Raw genomic sequence first — 15,204 nt, forward strand, 5'->3', positions numbered from 1 at the left:
TGCGCACGGCGCGCCGCCGGGACGCGCCGTCGACCGCGCTCATCCGGGTGTTCCGGACCGTCGCCGTGCGGAATGATCCCGGCACGGCGTCGCGCTCCCCCGCACGCCGGGGGCACGAGCGGGGCGAGGCGACATGGCACCGTCACACAAGTCAGGCTCCTCCCAGCGACGGCTGCACGCGCTCGGCCGCCTGCTGCTGGCGCTCCCCCTGGCCGGCGCGCTGCTCGCCGCGCTGCTGGTCCCCTGGGTGGTCGGGCCGGGCCTGGTCGCCAGCTCCTCGGCGAGGCTGCTGGCCCCGCTGCCGGTCCAGCTGACCGACGCCACGCCGCCGGGCAACACCGTCGTCCTGGCCTCCGACGGGTCGGTGATCACCTACTTCTACCGGAACAACCGGACGCCGGTCGGCGCGGACCAGATCGCCGACGTCATGGAGCAGGCGCTGGTCGACATCGAGGACGAGCGCTTCTACGAGCACAACGGCCTGGACGTGCAGGGCACGCTGCGGGCCCTGGCGCGCAACGTGAGCTCCGGCGACGTCGAGGAGGGCGGCTCGACGATCACCCAGCAGCTGGTCAAGCAGACGCTGCTGCAGACCGCCGCGACCCCCGAGGAGCGACAGGCGGCCACCGAGCAGACGCTGGGCCGCAAGCTGCGCGAGGCGCGGCTGGCCCTGGCGCTGGAGGAGACCTACCCCAAGGAGGAGATCCTCACCCGGTACCTGAACACCGTGTACTTCGGCGAGGGCGCCTACGGCGTGCAGGCCGCGGCCCAGGCCTACTTCAGCGTCGACGCCGCCGACCTCACCCTCCCGCAGGCGGCGATGCTGGCCGGCCTGGTGCAGACGCCGACCTCCGACAGCCCGCTGGTCGACCCGGAGAAGGCACGGGAGCGGCGCAACGTGGTGCTGGAGCGGATGCACGCCCAGGGCCACATCAGCGACACGCAGCTGGCCGAGGTCTCAGCCGCGCCGGTGGAGGCCGATCCGGCACCGCTCCCGCCCAACGGCTGCGCCGGCGCAGGCGTCCTCGGCGGCTTCTTCTGCGACCTGCTGCAGGACCACCTCACCGGCACCCTGGGGATGACCCAGGAGCAGCTCGAGGACGGCGGCCTGACCATCCGCACGACGATGCGCGCCGACCTGCAGCGCTCCGCCGACGCCGCCGTGCTGGCGACGCAGCCGATGGGCGACCCGGTGGCGGCGATGTTCACCGCGGTCGAGCCGGGCACGGGCAACGTGCTCGCGATGAGCGCGAACCGGGTCTTCGGCTTCGACGCCGAGGACCCGGCCCAGTCGTCGGTGAACCTCAACGTGGTCGCCAGCAAGGGCTCCGGCTCCACGTACAAGGTCTTCGTGGCCACCGCGGCCCTGGAGCGCGGCCTGCCGCCCTCGCACACGATCACCACGAGCGACCCGTACACCTCCCGCGTGTACCGCAACGGCCTGGAGCCCTACACGGTCAGCAACGTCGAGGGGACGTTCCCGCCGACGCTGACCATGTACGAGGCGCTGGTCCGTTCCTCCAACACCTACTTCGTGGCCCTGGAGGACGACCTGGGCAGCGTGGAGGGGCCGGTGCGGGCGGCGCAGCGGCTGGGCCTGACCTCGCTCGACCCGGTGGCCGACCAGGTGATCGCCCAGAACCGCGGCTCGTTCACCCTCGGCCCCGAGGCGACCAGCCCGCTCGCCCTGGCCAGTGCCTACTCGACGCTCGCCGCCAACGGCACCCGGTGCACCCCGGTCCCGGTCGTGGAGGTGCTCGGCCGGGACGGGCGGCCGCTGACCCGCGAGGACGGCAGCCCGCTGGGCACCGGCGCCTCCTGCACGCCGGAGGTGGTGTCGCCGCAGATCGCCACGACGGTGAACCAGATGATGGTCGGCGGCTCCTCGCTGCCCTACGGCACGGGACGGCGGGCCGCGATCCCCGGCCACCAGATCGCCACCAAGACCGGCACCGCCCAGGACCGGGCGTCGGTGTCGTTCGTCGGCTCCACGCCGCGGTACACCGCCAGCGTCATGCTGTTCAACCCGACGGCGAACGTGGACGTCGGCGGGTTCGGCGGCAGCCGCGGCGGCCAGATCTGGCACGACGCTTTCCTGCCGGTGCTGTCGGGCGAGGCACCGGAGTTCTTCCCGCCGCCGGGCATCCCGCTCCCGGCGCTGCCCGGCGGGTGAGGGTCAGCCCTCGATCACCAGCTCCGCGGCGCGCTCGCCGATGGCCACTGCCGTCGCCGCCGGCCCGCGCGAGGTCACCGTGGGCATGACCGAGGTGTCGACCACCCGCAGCCCCTCGACCCCGCGGACCCGCAGGTGCTGGTCGACCACGGCGCCGGGATCGGAGTCCGGGCCCATCCGCGCCGTCCCGGCCAGGTGGACGGCGGTGGCCAGCGATCGGCGGATCCAGCGGTCCAGTTCGCGGTCGGAGGCCAGGACGTCGTCGGGCAGCCCGGTCCGCTCCGCGACCAGCGGGGCCATCGCCGCCGTCCGCAGCAGCTCGGCCGCCAGCCGCACGCCCTGCCGCATCCGCCGGCGGTCGGAGTCGGTGGACAGGTACCGGTACTCCAGCCGCGGCTGCACGCCCGGGTCGGGACTGGTCAGGGCGAGCCGGCCGCGGCTGTCCTCCCGCTGCAGCGCGACGCCGAGGAACAGGTCGTCGCGGCGCCGGGCGGTGTCGAGCAGCCGGTGCAGCGAGGCGCCGCGCAGCGCCCTCAGCGTGGCCCCCGGCCGGCGCAGCACCCGGGCCGCACCCGCCGACGTGCGGGGCGCCATGACCCGGCTGAACGGCTTGAGCCAGGGCAGCACCTCGAGGTCGCCGGGCACCGCCGCGCCGTCGGAGGTGGCGTTGAGGACGCCGTGCAGCGGGTGCAGGTCGCGCGGCATCGGCAGCCGCCGGGCCGGCCGCCAGGTGACGTAGACGTCGGGGTGGTCGGTGTAGTCCGCGCCCACGCCGGGGACGTCGGCCACCACGTCGAGGCCCAGGGCGCGCAGGTCGTCGGCCGGGCCGATGCCGGAGAGCAGCAGCAGCTGCGGCGACCCGACGGCGCCGGCCGCCAGCACCACCTCGCCGGCCCGCACCACGCCGTCCGCCGTCTCGACCCCCACCGCGCGGCCGCCCTCGACGACCACCCGGCGCACGGGCACGCCGCCGCGCACGGTCAGCCCGGGGTGCCCGCGGCGCGGGGAGAGGTAGGCCATGGCGGTGTTCACCCGCACGCCGTCGGCCACGTTGAGCGGCACCGGCCCCCAGCCGGGCGGCCCGTCGGTGTTCTTGTCCGGCTCGTCGGGGGCGCCGAGCTCCGCGGCCGCCGCCCCGAGCGCGTCGGCGAGCGGGTGCCCGTCCGGAGCCCGCCGGACCGGCACCGGCCCGTCGGCGCCGTGGCCGGGCCGGTCGCCGTACTCGCGGTCGGCCTCCAGCCGCACGAACGAGGGCAGGACGGCGTCGTAGGACCACAGGTGGTTGCCCGCGGCGGCCCAGCCGTCGAGGTCGGCGCGGGTGCCGCGGACGAAGTAGCCGCCGTTGAGGGCGCTGGACCCGCCGGCCACCCGCCCGCGCGGCACCGGGAAGGTCACCTCCTCGGTCAGCACCCCGGTGAGGTCCCAGTTCGCCGGGTGCCCGGGGACGGCCGCGGCCATCCGGGCGGCGTCGCGCAGGTCGGCCGGGAACTCCACGTGGTCCGCGCCGGCCTCCAGGACCAGCACCCGCCGTCCGGCGTCGGCCAGCCGCGCCGCGAGCGGGGCGCCGGACGTGCCGGCCCCCACCACGACGACGTCCCACTGCGCGGCTCGCCACCCACCCCTCACAGCCCGAGGACCTCCGGCAGGTCCAGCCGGCGCACCTTGCCGGTCGAGGTACGCGGCAGCTCACCGACCGGGTGCAGGCTCTTGGGCCGCTTGGCGGGGGCCAGCCGCTCGCGGGCCCACCCGGCCAGCTCGGCCGGGTCGGCGTCGCCCACGTAGGCGGCGACCACCCGCTGGCCCCACTCCGCGTCGGGCACGCCCACGACCGCGCTCTCCACGACGCCCGGGTGCGCGTCGAGCACCGCCTCGACCTCGGCCGGGTAGACGTTCACGCCGCCGGAGATCACCAGGTCCTCGCGGCGGCCGTCGAGCCAGACGGTGCCGTCGTCGTCCACCCGGCCCAGGTCGCCGACCGTGACCCGGTCCCCGCGCCAGGCCGCGGCGGTCTTCTCCGGCGCCCGCCAGTACTCGAAGCGCGCCCAGCGCGGCACGGCGCACCACAGCTGGCCGCGCTCGTCGGTCTCCAGCCGCCGTCCCGGGCGGGCCCGGCCCACGCTGCCCGGGTGCGCCAGCCAGTCCTCCGGCGAGCAGACGGTGAACTGCGCCTCGGTGGAGCCGTAGAACTCCCACACGCTGCCCTCGGGCGCCGCGGCGAGCACCGCCCGCTTCACCGGCGCCGGGCAGGGCGCGCCGGCGTGCACGAGGCGGCGGAAGGACGACCAGTCGACGGGGTGGGCGGGGGACGAGACGGCCAGCAGCCGCTGCAGGTGGGTGGGCACGCAGAAGGTGGTGGTCGGCCGCAGCGTGGTGATCGCCTCCGCCGCCCGGCCGACGTCGAACGGGCCGGGCAGCAGCACCTCGCCGCCGGCCAGCAGCGTGGAGACGGCGAAGCGCAGCGGCGCGGAGTGGTGCAGCGGGGAGAGCAGCAGGTACCGGTCGGCCGGGCCGAGGCCCCAGAGGTCGATCTCCTCGGCGGCCAGCGCGCGGGCGTCGTCCTCGGCCAGGACGCCGGACCACACGCCCTTGCGGCGGCCGGTGGTGCCGGAGGTGTAGTGCATCGGCCGGGCCAGCGGGACGTCGGCGAGCTCGCCCTCGTCGTCCTCGGCGAGCAGCCGCTCGGGCTCGGCGCCGACGTCCAGCCCGGGGTCGGCGTCCTCGGCCAGCGCGGCCCGCTCGGCCGCGGGCAGCGCGGGGTCGAGGACCACGGGGACGACGCCGGAGCGCAGCGCGCCCAGCACGACGGCGAGCAGCGCCGGCGAGGCCGCCGCGGACACCAGCAGCCGGTCGCCCGGACCCAGCCCGGCCGCCCGCAGCGCCGCCGCGGCGCGCCGCTGGTCGCGCTCGCTGTCGGCCGCCCGGACGACCGGCACGCTCACGGCAACCGCACCCGGTCGCCGTCGAGCACCACGTGACCCTCAGCGGCCAGCTTGGCCAGCGTCGCGCGCGTCGACTGGGCCGCCGCCGGCCACACCTCCCGCGGCACCTCGGCGTAGACGTCGGCGACCAGCTCGTCGACCGTCCCGGCACCCCGCACCATCGCCGCGAGCAGCTGCTGCTCCCGGAACACCCGGTGGGCCAGGTAGAAGTCCAGCACCGCGCCCGGGTCCTCGGTCAGCTCCGGCCCGTGCCCGCAGTACAGCGCGCTCGGGCCGAGGTCGTGCACCCGGCGCAGCGAGGCCAGGTAGGCCAGCACGTCGCCCTCCGGGTGGGTCACCACCGACGTCCCGCGGCCCAGCACGTGGTCGCCGACGAGGACCGCGCCGGACTCCAGCCGGAAGGCCAGGTGGTCGGCGGTGTGCCCGGGTGTGGGGACGACGCCGAGCGTCGTCCCGGCCAGCGCCAGGCGCTCCCCCGGCTCCAGCACCCGGCCGTCGGGCCCGGCGACGCGGGCGTCGGCGGCCGCCACCTGCGCGCCGAGCCGGGCGCCCCACGGCAGCGCCGCCTCCGCGTGGTCGCCGTGGTGGTGGGTGACCAGGACGGCGACGCAGCGGGCGTCCCGCGCGGCCAGCGCCACCTCGACCGCGGCCAGGTGCGCCGGGTCGTCGGGCCCCGGGTCGACCAGCACGGCCTGCCCGCTGCCCGGGGCACCGACCAGGTAGGTGTTGGTGCCGTCCAGCGTCATCGGCGACGGGTTGGGCGCCAGCACCCGGGTGACCAGCGGCTCGAGGTCCGCCGTCCGCGGCATCGCCCCCGGGGCGGGGAGGTCCCAGGTGGCGCGGGGGTCGACCGGGGTTCTCACGTCGGGCACGGTAGCCGCGCCCGGGCACCCCGGCGCACGCGGAACTACCGTCGGGCCCATGCGCTCCCCCGCCCCGCTGCTCCGCTCGGCCCTCGCCGGTGCCGCCGCCGTCGTCCTGCTCACCGCCTGCGGCGGGTCGGGGGACGACGAGCCGGCCGCCGCGCCGAGCACCTCGGCCCCGGCGACCTCGGCGTCCGCACCCTCGAGCGGCACGGCGGCACCCGACCCGGCCGCCGAGCAGTTCTGCGGGGACATGACCAGCGCCTTCACCGAGGTGCAGGGCAGCCTCGCGGCGGCCACCCCCGAGGACGTCGCGACCCGGCTGCCGGAGGCCGTCACGCGGCTGGATCAGGTGCAGGCCCCCGCCGAGATCGCCGACGACTGGGCCGCGCTGCTCGACGGGCTGCGCCGGCTCTCCGACACCGTCGGCACGCTGGACCTGGGCACCCCGGAGGGCCAGCAGGCCTACGCCGACGCGTCGACCCGGATCGGCCAGGAGATCGGCCCGGCGGAGACGGCGCTCAGCGACTACGTCGCCGCCAACTGCACCCCGACCTCGGCGTCGCCCACCGGCTGAACGCGGCCCAACGCGTCAGCGGCCCCGTCGGCCCCGTGCAGGGTCCCGCCGCGAGCGTGCGAGTGGCGGGGGGCAGGGGGTCCTTGCTCAGCAGCCGCTGATGGACACGCCGCGGCCGCGCAGCCACGGCACCGGGTCGACCTGGCCGCCGTACATGGCGCCGGAGGGGTGCACCTCGAAGTGCAGGTGCGGGCCGGTGGACTGGCCGCGGTTGCCGACCTCCGCGATGAGCTCGCCGGCCACCACCCGCTCGCCGGCGCGGACGAAGTACTGGTTGACGTGGCCGTACACGGTGACCGCGCCGTCGTCGCCGCGGATGTAGACCGCGTAGCCGAAGCCGGTGGCCGTGCCGGCCCGCGCGACGACGCCGGAGTGGGCCGCGTAGATGGGCGTCCCGATGGGTGCGGCGATGTCCACGCCGCCGTGCAGGGCGCCCCAGCGCGAGCCGAAGCAGCTGGAGGTGCGGCCGGAGGTCGGCTTGACGTAGGGGCCGGAGCCGCCCGAGCTGGCCGCGGCGCTGCTCCCGGACCCGGAGCCCTGGCTGCGGGCGGCGGCGCGGGCCGCGGCGGCCGCGGCGGCGGCTTCCTCCTCGGCGCGGCGGGCGGCTGCTGCGGCGGCGGCCTCCTCAGCCGCCTTCTGCTCCTGCCAGGCCTGGTAGGCGTCGCGGGCGCCCTGCAGGCGCAGCAGCTCGACCTCGGCGGCCTGCAGCTGCTGCTCGTAGGCGGCCTTCTGCGCGGTGACCTGGTCGTAGGCGGCGCGCTGGGCGGCCAGCTGCTGGTCGGCGGTGGCCTTCGCGGCGGCCGCGGCGGCCTCGGCCTCGGCCGTCTTGTCGCGGGCGGCGCGGGCCGCGGAGTCGGCGTTGGCCTGCTGCACGCGGGCCACCTCGAGCTGGCCGAGGACGTCGAGGTGGTTGGCGGAGACGTAGTCGAGCATCGCGGCCCGCTCGATCAGGTCGGCGGGCCCCTCCGCGTCGAGCAGGGCCGCGGCGGTGGAGAGGGTGTTGCCGCTCATGTAGCTGTCCCGCGAGAACCCGGCGATGCGCGCCATGGCGGCATCGACGGCCTCGGTGGCGGCCTGCAGCTCCGCCGCCGTCCGCTCGGCCTCGGCCTGCGCCTCCAGGAGGGCCTCCTCGGCGGCGAGGTAGGCGGCACCGGCGGCCTCGGCCTGGACGGCGTAGCCCTCGAGCTGGGACTGGGCCTGGGCGACCAGGGCGCTGATCCGGCCGACCTCGGCGGCAGCGGCGTCCTGCGCCGACTGCGCCTGCCCGATCTGCTCGTCGGACGGGTTGGGCGGCGGCGGCGTGGGGGCGGCGCCGGCGGGGGCGGCCGCGGTCAGCACCACCGTGCCGGCCACCACGCCGACCAGCAGGCTGCGCACGATCCCGGCGCGCGAGCGGTGCGCCGGGACGGCGGCGGTCCCGGACGTGCGCTGGCGAGGACGGCTGTGCGGCATGTCGCTCCCTGGAGAAGAGGGGTGCGTCGGGGGGCGGCCGCAGCGTGACAGCGTCACACCGGTCTCGGAAGTCTCCACGCGGCACGGCCGTCACACCGGGCACACGGGACACCTGCCCCACTCCTGTCACATCTGTTCTCGTCACCCGGACGGGTGAGCTTGAGGGCTGGGCGTGACCTTTCTCGTCCCGCGGCCGCTCGAGCCCGGTCGTGCGCCCCCCCGAACTCGGCGCCGCCGCCCACCAGCCCGGTCGGCTCCGCCCCGCTGACCTCGTCCTTCGCGGTGCCGCCCCGGCCGCGGCCGCGGCCGGGCAGGAGGAGACGGTCGCCGACCGGGTGGGCGCCCGAGCGGGTCGTGCGTGACCAAGACCACGCCCACGCCGTGGAGGGTCGCGGCTCCCCGCTCCCTGGCCGGCCGTGCCGGGCCCCGGTCGGGCGGGCGACGCCGTCCTAGGCTCGCCCCGTGGACGTACTCGGCTCCGGTCACGAACAGGTGGTCTTCTGCTCCGACCCGGCCTCCGGGCTGCGGGCGGTCATCGCGATCCACTCCACGGCGCTGGGGCCGGCGCTCGGCGGGACCCGCTTCCACCCCTACGCCGACGAGGACGCCGCGGTCGCCGACGCCCTGGCGCTGTCGCGGGCGATGACCTACAAGAACAGCCTGGCCGGCCTGGACCTCGGCGGCGGCAAGGCCGTCATCATCGGCGACCCGCACACCGACAAGACCGAGGCGCTGCTGCGCGCCTACGGCCGGTTCGTGGAGTCGCTGGGCGGGCGCTACCTGACCGCCTGCGACGTGGGCACCTACAACGCCGACCTCGACGTCGTGGCCCGGGAGACCCGGTTCGCGCACGGCCGCTCGCTGGCCTACGGCGGCTGCGGGGACTCCTCGGTGCTGACCGCGTACGGCGTCTTCCAGGGCATGCGGGCGGCCGCCCAGCACCGCTGGGGCAAGCCGTCGCTGGCCGGGCGCACCGTCGGGGTGGCCGGCGTCGGCAAGGTCGGCAGCTGGCTGGTCGACCGGCTGGTGGAGGACGGCGCCGACGTCGTGGTCACCGACGTCGACGCCGGCGCGGTCGAGCGGGTGCTGGCCCGCCACCCCGCGGTCGACGCCGTCGCCGACACCGCGACCCTGGTGCGGACGCCGACCGACGTCTACGCCCCCTGCGCGCTCGGCCGCGCCCTGGACGACGGGACGGTCGCGGTGCTCGAGGCCGAGATCGTCTGCGGTGGGGCCAACAACCAGCTCGCGCACGAGGGGATCGCCGCCGAGCTCATGCGCCGCGGGATCCTCTACGCGCCGGACTACCTGGTGAACGCCGGCGGGGTGATCCAGGTCGAGGACGAGCGGCACGGGTTCTCCTTCGCCCGCGCCGAGGCCCGCGCCGCCGGCATCTTCGACGTCGCGCTGCGGGTGTTCCGGGCCGCCGACGCGGACGGCGTCTCTCCCGCCGTGGCCGCCGACCGCCTCGCCGAGGAGCGCATCGCGTCGGTCGGCCGGCTGGCCACCATCCGCCTCCCGCGCTGAGGGAGCCGGGGTCGTTCGCCTCTCGCCCGCCGCCGGGCCGGCCCGGACACTGCCCCGTGCAGGGACCGACGGAGCAGCCGAGGAGGTCGGGATGGGACGGGCACGCGAGACCATGGACCACATCACCGAGGCCATCGTGGCGGGGGACCGCGATGCCCTCCGGCAGCTGTACGCGGACGACGCCGTCGGCGAGGCACCCGACGCCGGCCGGCTCGACGGCGCGGACGCGATCGTCGAGTACGTGATGTCGCTCCGCCGGGCCCTCCCGGACCTGTCCTGGGAGGCCAGGGCGACCTTCGAGGACGCCGACAGCGCGTTGGACGAGGGCTGGATCGTCGGCACCCACACCGAGACGCTCAGCTCCCCCGAGGGCGACGTGCCGCCCACCGGCAGGCCCCTCCGGCTGCGGGAGTGCGACGTCATCACGGTCCGGGACGGCCGGGCCGTGTCCCACCGCTTCTACTACGACCGGCTGGACCTCGCGTCCCAGCTGGGCCTGACGGAGTCCGGCACGGCCGCCGTCCCCGCACCCCGGGCCGGTGCCGAGCAGGCGTCGGAGACCGTGATCCCGTGATCCCCGCCCGTCGTACGGCGTGGGCTGGCACCGGCCGGGGGCCCCGGTCGGGCGACAGCAGGGGGAGACCCGTGCCGGTCGCCGATCCGTGTCGTAAGCTCGGTCGAGACAGAGACACTCAGTCGGGGTCGCCACGCGGGCCGTCCAGCCCGGAGCTGGGCTCCCGTACTCCGTAACGAGGGGGTCGAGCCGATGGGGCGCGGCCGAGCGAAGGCCAAGCAGACACGCGTGGCCCGTGAGCTCAAGTACAGCTCACCGAACACCGACCTCTCCGCGCTGCAGCGCGAGCTGGCCGGTTCACCGACGTCGTCGTACGCCGCGCCGTCCCGGGCGGGCAGCGACGACGACGAGGACGGCGAGTACACCGACCGCTGGGCGGACGACGACACGGACGACGACTGGGCCGCCAGTCGCTGACCGGCGTCCGACCGGCGCAGGCTGATCCGACGACACCGCCGCTCCCACCGGGAGCTGCGGTGTCGTCGTGCGCCCGGCCCCCTGCAGGGTCCCGCCGCGAGCGTGCGAGCGGTGGGGGGCAGGGGGTCCTTCCTCAGCGGTAGTCGCCGACCAGGCGCGCCGCGTCCCCGCCGGTGCGGGCACCCACGGTGCCGGCGACCCAGGCGGGCACCCCGCGCTCCGCCAGGACGGCCACGACGTCGTCCGCGACGTCCGGGGCGACCGCGGCGACCATGCCGACGCCGCAGTTGAACGCCCGCTCGGACTCCGCCCGCGGCACACCGTGCTCCTCGAGCAGCGACACGGCGGCCGGCAGCGCCCAGGTGCCGCGGTCCAGCACGGCCTCCAGACCGTCCGGGACCACCCGGGCGGTGTTGCCGGCCAGCCCGCCACCGGTGATGTGCGCGTAGGCGTGCACGCCGTCGACGCCGAAGCGCTGCACCAGCGCCAGGCAGTCCAGCGCGTAGATGCGGGTCGGCTCGAGCAGCACCTCGCCCAGCGGGCGGTCCAACCCGGCAGGCGTGGCGGCCAGGTCCAGCCCGGCGGCGGCGACCACCCGGCGCACCAGCGAGTAGCCGTTGGAGTGGAAGCCGGACGACGCCATCGCGACCACCGCGTCGCCCTCCCGGACCCGCTCGGGCCCCAGCACCGCGTCGGCCTCCACGACCCCCACGGCCGTGGCGGCCAGGTCGTAGTCGTCGGGGGCCATCAGGTCACCGTGCTCGGCGGTCTCCCCACCGACCAGCGCGGCCCCGGCCAGCCGGCAGCCGGTCGCGATGCCGGTGACGATCGCGGCGATCCGCTCCGGCACGACCCGCCCGCAGGCGACGTAGTCCTGCAGGAACAGCGGCTCGGCGCCGCAGGCGACCAGGTCGTCGACGACCATCGCGACCAGGTCGATGCCGACGGTGTCGTGCCGGTCCAGCTGCCGGGCGAGCGCGATCTTGGTGCCGACGCCGTCGGTGGAGGAGGCCAGCAGCGGCCTGCGGTACCTCGCCGTGTCCAGTGCGAACAGCCCGGCGAAACCGCCGAGGCCGCCGACGACCTCGGGGCGGTTGGTGCCCTCCACCGCCGTCCGCATGAGGGCGACGGCCCGCTCGCCGGCGTCGATGTCGACGCCCGAGGCGGCGTAGGTGAACTCGGACCCGGTGTCGCTCACGGGCGGGTCAGGGCGTCGTCCGCACCACCGGGCACGGCGGCGCTGCCGGCCTGCTGGCCGGTCCACCCGGTCACCGCACGGTCCTGGTCGACCCGGCGGCCGATGCCCTCGAGCAGGTGCTTGCCGAGCAGCTCGCTCTCCGCCAGCGGGATCGGGTACTCGCCGGTGAAGCAGGCCGTGCACAGCCGGTTGACCGGCTGCTCGGTGGCCGCGATGAGCCCCTGCTCGGACACGTAGCCCAGCGAGTCGGCGTTGATCGAGGCGCGCACGCCGTCGACGTCGAGGCCGTTGGCGATCAGCTCGGCCCGGCTGGCGAAGTCGATGCCGTAGAAGCACGGCCACTTCACCGGCGGCGAGGAGATCCGCACGTGCACCTCGACCGCGCCGGCCTCGCGCAGCATGCGGATCAGCGCGCGCTGGGTGTTGCCGCGCACGATCGAGTCGTCGACGACGACCAGCCGCTTGCCGCGGATGACGTCGCGCAGCGGGTTGAGCTTGAGCCGGATGCCCAGCTGCCGGATGGTCTGGCTGGGCTGGATGAAGGTGCGCCCGACGTAGGAGTTCTTGACCAGGCCGATGCCGTAGGGGATGCCGGAGGCCTCGGCGTAGCCGACGGCGGCCGGGGTGCCCGACTCCGGCACGGAGATGACCAGGTCGGCGTCGGCCGGGTGCTCCTTGGCCAGCCGGCGGCCGATCTCGACGCGGGCGGCGTGCACGCCGCGGCCGCTGATCGTCGTGTCCGGCCGGGCGAGGTACACGTACTCGAAGACGCAGCCCTTGGGCTCGGCCGGGGCGAAGTGCTGGCTGCGCAGGCCGTCCTCGTCGATGGCGATCAGCTCGCCGGGCTCCACCTCGCGGACGACGGAGGCGCCGACGATGTCGAGCGCCGCGGTCTCGCTGGCGACCACCCAGCCGCGCTCCAGCCGGCCGAGCACCAGCGGTCGCACGCCCTGCTGGTCGCGGGCGGCGTAGAGGGTGTTCTCGTCCATGAAGGTGAAGCTGAAGGCGCCGCGCAACTGGGGCAGCACCTCCATCGCGGCGGCCTCGACCGAGAGGTCCTGGCGGGCGGCGATCAGCGCGGTGACCAGGTCGGAGTCGGTGGTGGAGGTGAAGGCGCCCGGCACACCGGCGTCGGCGGCGCGGCCGGCCAGCTCGGCGGTGTTCACCAGGTTCCCGTTGTGGCACAGCGCCAGCCCGGTGCCGGCGTCCGTCGTCCGGAAGGTGGGCTGGGCGTTCTCCCACGTGGAGGCACCCGTCGTCGAGTACCGGGTGTGCCCGACGGCGAGGTGGCCGCGCAGACTGCCCAGGGTGGCCTCGTCGAAGACCTGGCTGACCAGCCCCAGGTCCTTGTAGACGACGACCGAGGCGCCGTCGGAGACGGCGATCCCCGCCGCCTCCTGGCCGCGGTGCTGCAGGGCGTAGAGACCGAAGTAGGTCAGCTTGGCGACCTCCTCCCCCGGCGCCCAGACACCGAAGACGCCGCACGCGTCCTGGGGTCCGGGGGAATGGGGGTCGAGGTCGTGCGTCAGCCGTCCGTCACCGCGAGGCACTCATCGAGGGTACCGGCGCAGGCCGACGGGGACCGTCGGGGCAGGGTGGCACTGGCCACCCCGCCCGGACGCCTGCGGCCCCCTCCAGGGCACCGCAGGCCCCGTCCCGGGTCCCGCCGCGAGCGTGCGAGGGGTGGGGAGGAGGGGTCCTCCTCTAGTGGATGTGGCCGATCTCGGCCGAGATGGTCGTGTCGTCGCCGTGGCCGGTCCTCACCACCGTGTCGCCGTGCAGGGACATCAGCCGCGACCGGATCGAGTTCAGGATCGTCGGCTTGTCGCTGTACGAGCGCCCCGTCGCGCCGGGGCCGCCGTGGAACAGGGTGTCGCCGGTGAAGACGGTGGACAGGTCCGGCGCGTGCAGGCAGGTGCTGCCCGGCGAGTGGCCCGGCGTGTGCAACGCGGTCAGCGTCGTACCGGCCACGGTGAACCGGGTGCCCTCGACCAGGTCCTCGTCCGGGGCCGTGTCGGGGTGCACGACGTCCCACAGCATCCGGTCCTGGGGGTTGAACCAGATCGGCGCCCCGGTGGCCTCGCGCAGCGCCACGGCGGCGGTGATGTGGTCGTTGTGCCCGTGGGTGAGCACGATCGCGGTCACCCGCCGGCCGCCGATCGCGTCCAGGATCGGGGCGGCGTCGTGGGGTGCGTCGATGACGAGGACCTCGTCGTCGTCGCCGACCAGCCACACGTTGTTGTCGACGTCGAAGTCCTGCCCGTCGAGGCTGAACACGCCGGAGACGACGGCCTTGTCGATGCGGGCGGTCACGTGTCCTCCTCGCCGGCGATCCGCCGTGCTCGTTCCCCGCGGTACGGCGCTCATCGGTGGGCTCGCGAGCTCGGTCACTTGTCCAGCACCACGACCGAGCGCAGCACCTCGCCGCGGCGCAGGTTGTCGAAGGCCTCCTCGACGTCGTCGAGGCCGATGGCCTCGGTGACGAAGTCGTCCAGCGGGAAGCGGCCCTGCCGGTACAGGTCGGCCAGCATCGGGAAGTCCCGGGAGGGCAGGCAGTCGCCGTACCAGGACGACTTGATCGCCCCGCCCCGGCCGAACACCTCGATCAGCGGCAGGGTGATCTGCATGTCCGGGGCCGGGACGCCGACCAGCACCACCCGCCCGGCCAGGTCCCGGGCGTAGAAGGCCTGCTCGAACACCGCCGGGTGCCCCACCGCGTCGATCGCCACGTCCACCCCGAACCCGCCCGTGGCCGCCCTGATCGCCGCCACCGCGTCGGTGGACCGGGAGTTGACCGTGTGGGTGGCGCCGAACTGCCGCGCCCACGCCAGCTTCCGGTCGTCCACGTCCACGGCGACGATCGTGGTCGCCCCGGCCAGCCGGGCGCCGGCGATCGCGGCGTCGCCCACGCCGCCGCAGCCGAACACCGCCACGGACTCGCCGCGGCGCACGCCGCCGGTGTTGATCGCCGCGCCCACCCCGGCCATCACCCCGCAGCCCAGCAGCCCGGCGGCGGTGGCCGGGGTGGCCGGGTCCACCTTGGTGCACTGCCCGGAGTGCACCAGCGTCTTCTCGGCGAACGCGCCGATGCCCAGCGCCGCGGACAGCGCGGTGCCGTCGGTGAGGGTCATCTGCTGGGCGGCGTTGTGGGTGTTGAAGCAGTACTGCAGCTCGCCCCGGGCGCACGCCCGGCACTGCCCGCACACCGCCCGCCAGTTGAGGACCACGAAGTCCCCGACGGCGACGTTGGTCACGCCCTCCCCGACCGCGGCCACCACCCCGGCGGCCTCGTGGCCGAGCAGGAAGGGGTACTCGTCGGTGATGTTGCCCTCGCGGTAGTGCAGGTCGGTGGCGCACACCCCGCACGCCTGGACGTCGACCACCGCCTCTCCGGGGCCGGGGTCGGGGACGACGATCGTCTCGACCGTGACCGGGGCTCCCTTGCTGCGGGCGACGACGCCCCTCACCTCGTAGGCCATGGCGG

At 75.8% G+C, this 15,204-nt stretch carries 13 protein-coding genes; 5 read left to right on the forward strand and 8 right to left on the reverse strand.

Annotation, left to right across the window (positions count from 1 at the left end; genetic code table 11):
• Positions 1–133 precede the first annotated feature (133 nt).
• Positions 134–2,173 carry a transglycosylase domain-containing protein gene (locus tag BLS21_RS23705; RefSeq protein WP_091224266.1) on the forward strand — a complete coding sequence of 680 codons (2,040 nt, stop codon included), beginning with the start codon at positions 134–136 and terminating at the stop codon, positions 2,171–2,173.
• A 3-nt stretch (positions 2,174–2,176) separates the two neighbouring features.
• Here BLS21_RS23705 and mftG read toward each other — a convergent pair whose 3' ends face one another.
• Genes mftG through BLS21_RS23720 form a run of 3 tightly spaced genes read right to left on the reverse strand, consistent with a single transcriptional unit; the run spans position 2,177 to position 5,975 of the window.
• Positions 2,177–3,799: a mycofactocin dehydrogenase MftG gene (mftG, locus tag BLS21_RS23710; RefSeq protein ID WP_091224268.1), complete on the reverse strand. Its 1,623-nt coding sequence runs from the start codon at positions 3,797–3,799 to the stop codon at positions 2,177–2,179.
• On the reverse strand, positions 3,796–5,112 hold the full coding sequence (locus tag BLS21_RS23715) for a class I adenylate-forming enzyme family protein (RefSeq protein ID WP_091224270.1): 1,317 nt from the start codon (positions 5,110–5,112) through the stop codon (positions 3,796–3,798). The genes mftG and BLS21_RS23715 overlap by 4 nt, the downstream gene beginning before the upstream one ends.
• Positions 5,109–5,975 carry an MBL fold metallo-hydrolase gene (locus BLS21_RS23720; protein ID WP_091224293.1) on the reverse strand — a complete coding sequence of 289 codons (867 nt, stop codon included), beginning with the start codon at positions 5,973–5,975 and terminating at the stop codon, positions 5,109–5,111. Before BLS21_RS23720 ends, BLS21_RS23715 begins: the two co-directional genes overlap by 4 nt.
• A 58-nt stretch (positions 5,976–6,033) precedes the next feature.
• Between BLS21_RS23720 and BLS21_RS23725 the strand changes: the two genes are divergently transcribed.
• The gene (locus tag BLS21_RS23725; RefSeq protein ID WP_091224272.1) at positions 6,034–6,552 is read left to right on the forward strand and encodes a type I-E CRISPR-associated protein Cse2/CasB; all 519 of its coding nucleotides are present in this window, start codon (positions 6,034–6,036) and stop codon (positions 6,550–6,552) included.
• Positions 6,553–6,639: 87 nt separating this feature from the next.
• Here BLS21_RS23725 and BLS21_RS23730 read toward each other — a convergent pair whose 3' ends face one another.
• Complete coding sequence (locus BLS21_RS23730) at positions 6,640–8,004, reverse strand: peptidoglycan DD-metalloendopeptidase family protein (RefSeq protein WP_091224274.1); 1,365 nt, start codon at positions 8,002–8,004, stop codon at positions 6,640–6,642.
• Between the two features lie 462 nt (positions 8,005–8,466).
• Between BLS21_RS23730 and BLS21_RS23735 the strand changes: the two genes are divergently transcribed.
• The 3 genes from BLS21_RS23735 (at position 8,467) to BLS21_RS23745 (ending at position 10,522) form a co-directional block, all read left to right on the forward strand.
• Positions 8,467–9,531 (forward strand): Glu/Leu/Phe/Val family dehydrogenase, encoded by a 1,065-nt coding sequence (locus BLS21_RS23735; RefSeq protein WP_091224276.1) that lies wholly within the window; start codon positions 8,467–8,469, stop codon positions 9,529–9,531.
• 91 nt (positions 9,532–9,622) lie between these two features.
• Complete coding sequence (locus BLS21_RS23740; RefSeq protein ID WP_091224278.1) at positions 9,623–10,105, forward strand: ester cyclase; 483 nt, start codon at positions 9,623–9,625, stop codon at positions 10,103–10,105.
• Between the two features lie 192 nt (positions 10,106–10,297).
• The gene (locus tag BLS21_RS23745) at positions 10,298–10,522 is read left to right on the forward strand and encodes a DUF3073 domain-containing protein (protein WP_091224280.1); all 225 of its coding nucleotides are present in this window, start codon (positions 10,298–10,300) and stop codon (positions 10,520–10,522) included.
• 133 nt (positions 10,523–10,655) lie between these two features.
• Here the strand turns inward: BLS21_RS23745 and purM are convergent, their stop codons facing one another.
• The 4 genes from purM to BLS21_RS23765 all read right to left on the reverse strand — a co-directional run.
• Positions 10,656–11,720 carry a phosphoribosylformylglycinamidine cyclo-ligase gene (purM, locus tag BLS21_RS23750; RefSeq protein ID WP_091224283.1) on the reverse strand — a complete coding sequence of 355 codons (1,065 nt, stop codon included), beginning with the start codon at positions 11,718–11,720 and terminating at the stop codon, positions 10,656–10,658.
• Positions 11,717–13,270: an amidophosphoribosyltransferase gene (gene purF, locus BLS21_RS23755; protein ID WP_091224285.1), complete on the reverse strand. Its 1,554-nt coding sequence runs from the start codon at positions 13,268–13,270 to the stop codon at positions 11,717–11,719. Before purF ends, purM begins: the two co-directional genes overlap by 4 nt.
• Positions 13,271–13,424: 154 nt before the next feature.
• Entirely contained in the window at positions 13,425–14,033 is a 609-nt protein-coding gene (locus BLS21_RS23760) for an MBL fold metallo-hydrolase (RefSeq protein ID WP_175479728.1), read from the reverse strand.
• A 74-nt stretch (positions 14,034–14,107) separates the two neighbouring features.
• Positions 14,108–15,204: S-(hydroxymethyl)mycothiol dehydrogenase (locus BLS21_RS23765; RefSeq protein WP_245700725.1), on the reverse strand; the 1,097-nt coding region annotated here is incomplete at its 5' end.

The sequence above is a fragment of the Geodermatophilus siccatus genome (assembly GCF_900103785.1).
Lineage (GTDB): Bacteria > Actinomycetota > Actinomycetes > Mycobacteriales > Geodermatophilaceae > Geodermatophilus > Geodermatophilus siccatus.

Bases quoted from the DNA above. Each gene is read 5' to 3' on its own strand.
- BLS21_RS23705 (WP_091224266.1), top strand. From the start codon at position 134: ATGGCACCGTCACACAAGTCAGGCTCCTCCCAGCGACGGCTGCACGCG.
- BLS21_RS23725 (WP_091224272.1), top strand. From the start codon at position 6,034: ATGCGCTCCCCCGCCCCGCTGCTCCGCTCGGCCCTCGCCGGTGCCGCC.
- BLS21_RS23740 (WP_091224278.1), top strand. From the start codon at position 9,623: ATGGGACGGGCACGCGAGACCATGGACCACATCACCGAGGCCATCGTG.
- BLS21_RS23730 (WP_091224274.1), bottom strand. From the start codon at position 8,004: ATGCCGCACAGCCGTCCTCGCCAGCGCACGTCCGGGACCGCCGCCGTC.
- BLS21_RS23745 (WP_091224280.1), top strand. From the start codon at position 10,298: ATGGGGCGCGGCCGAGCGAAGGCCAAGCAGACACGCGTGGCCCGTGAG.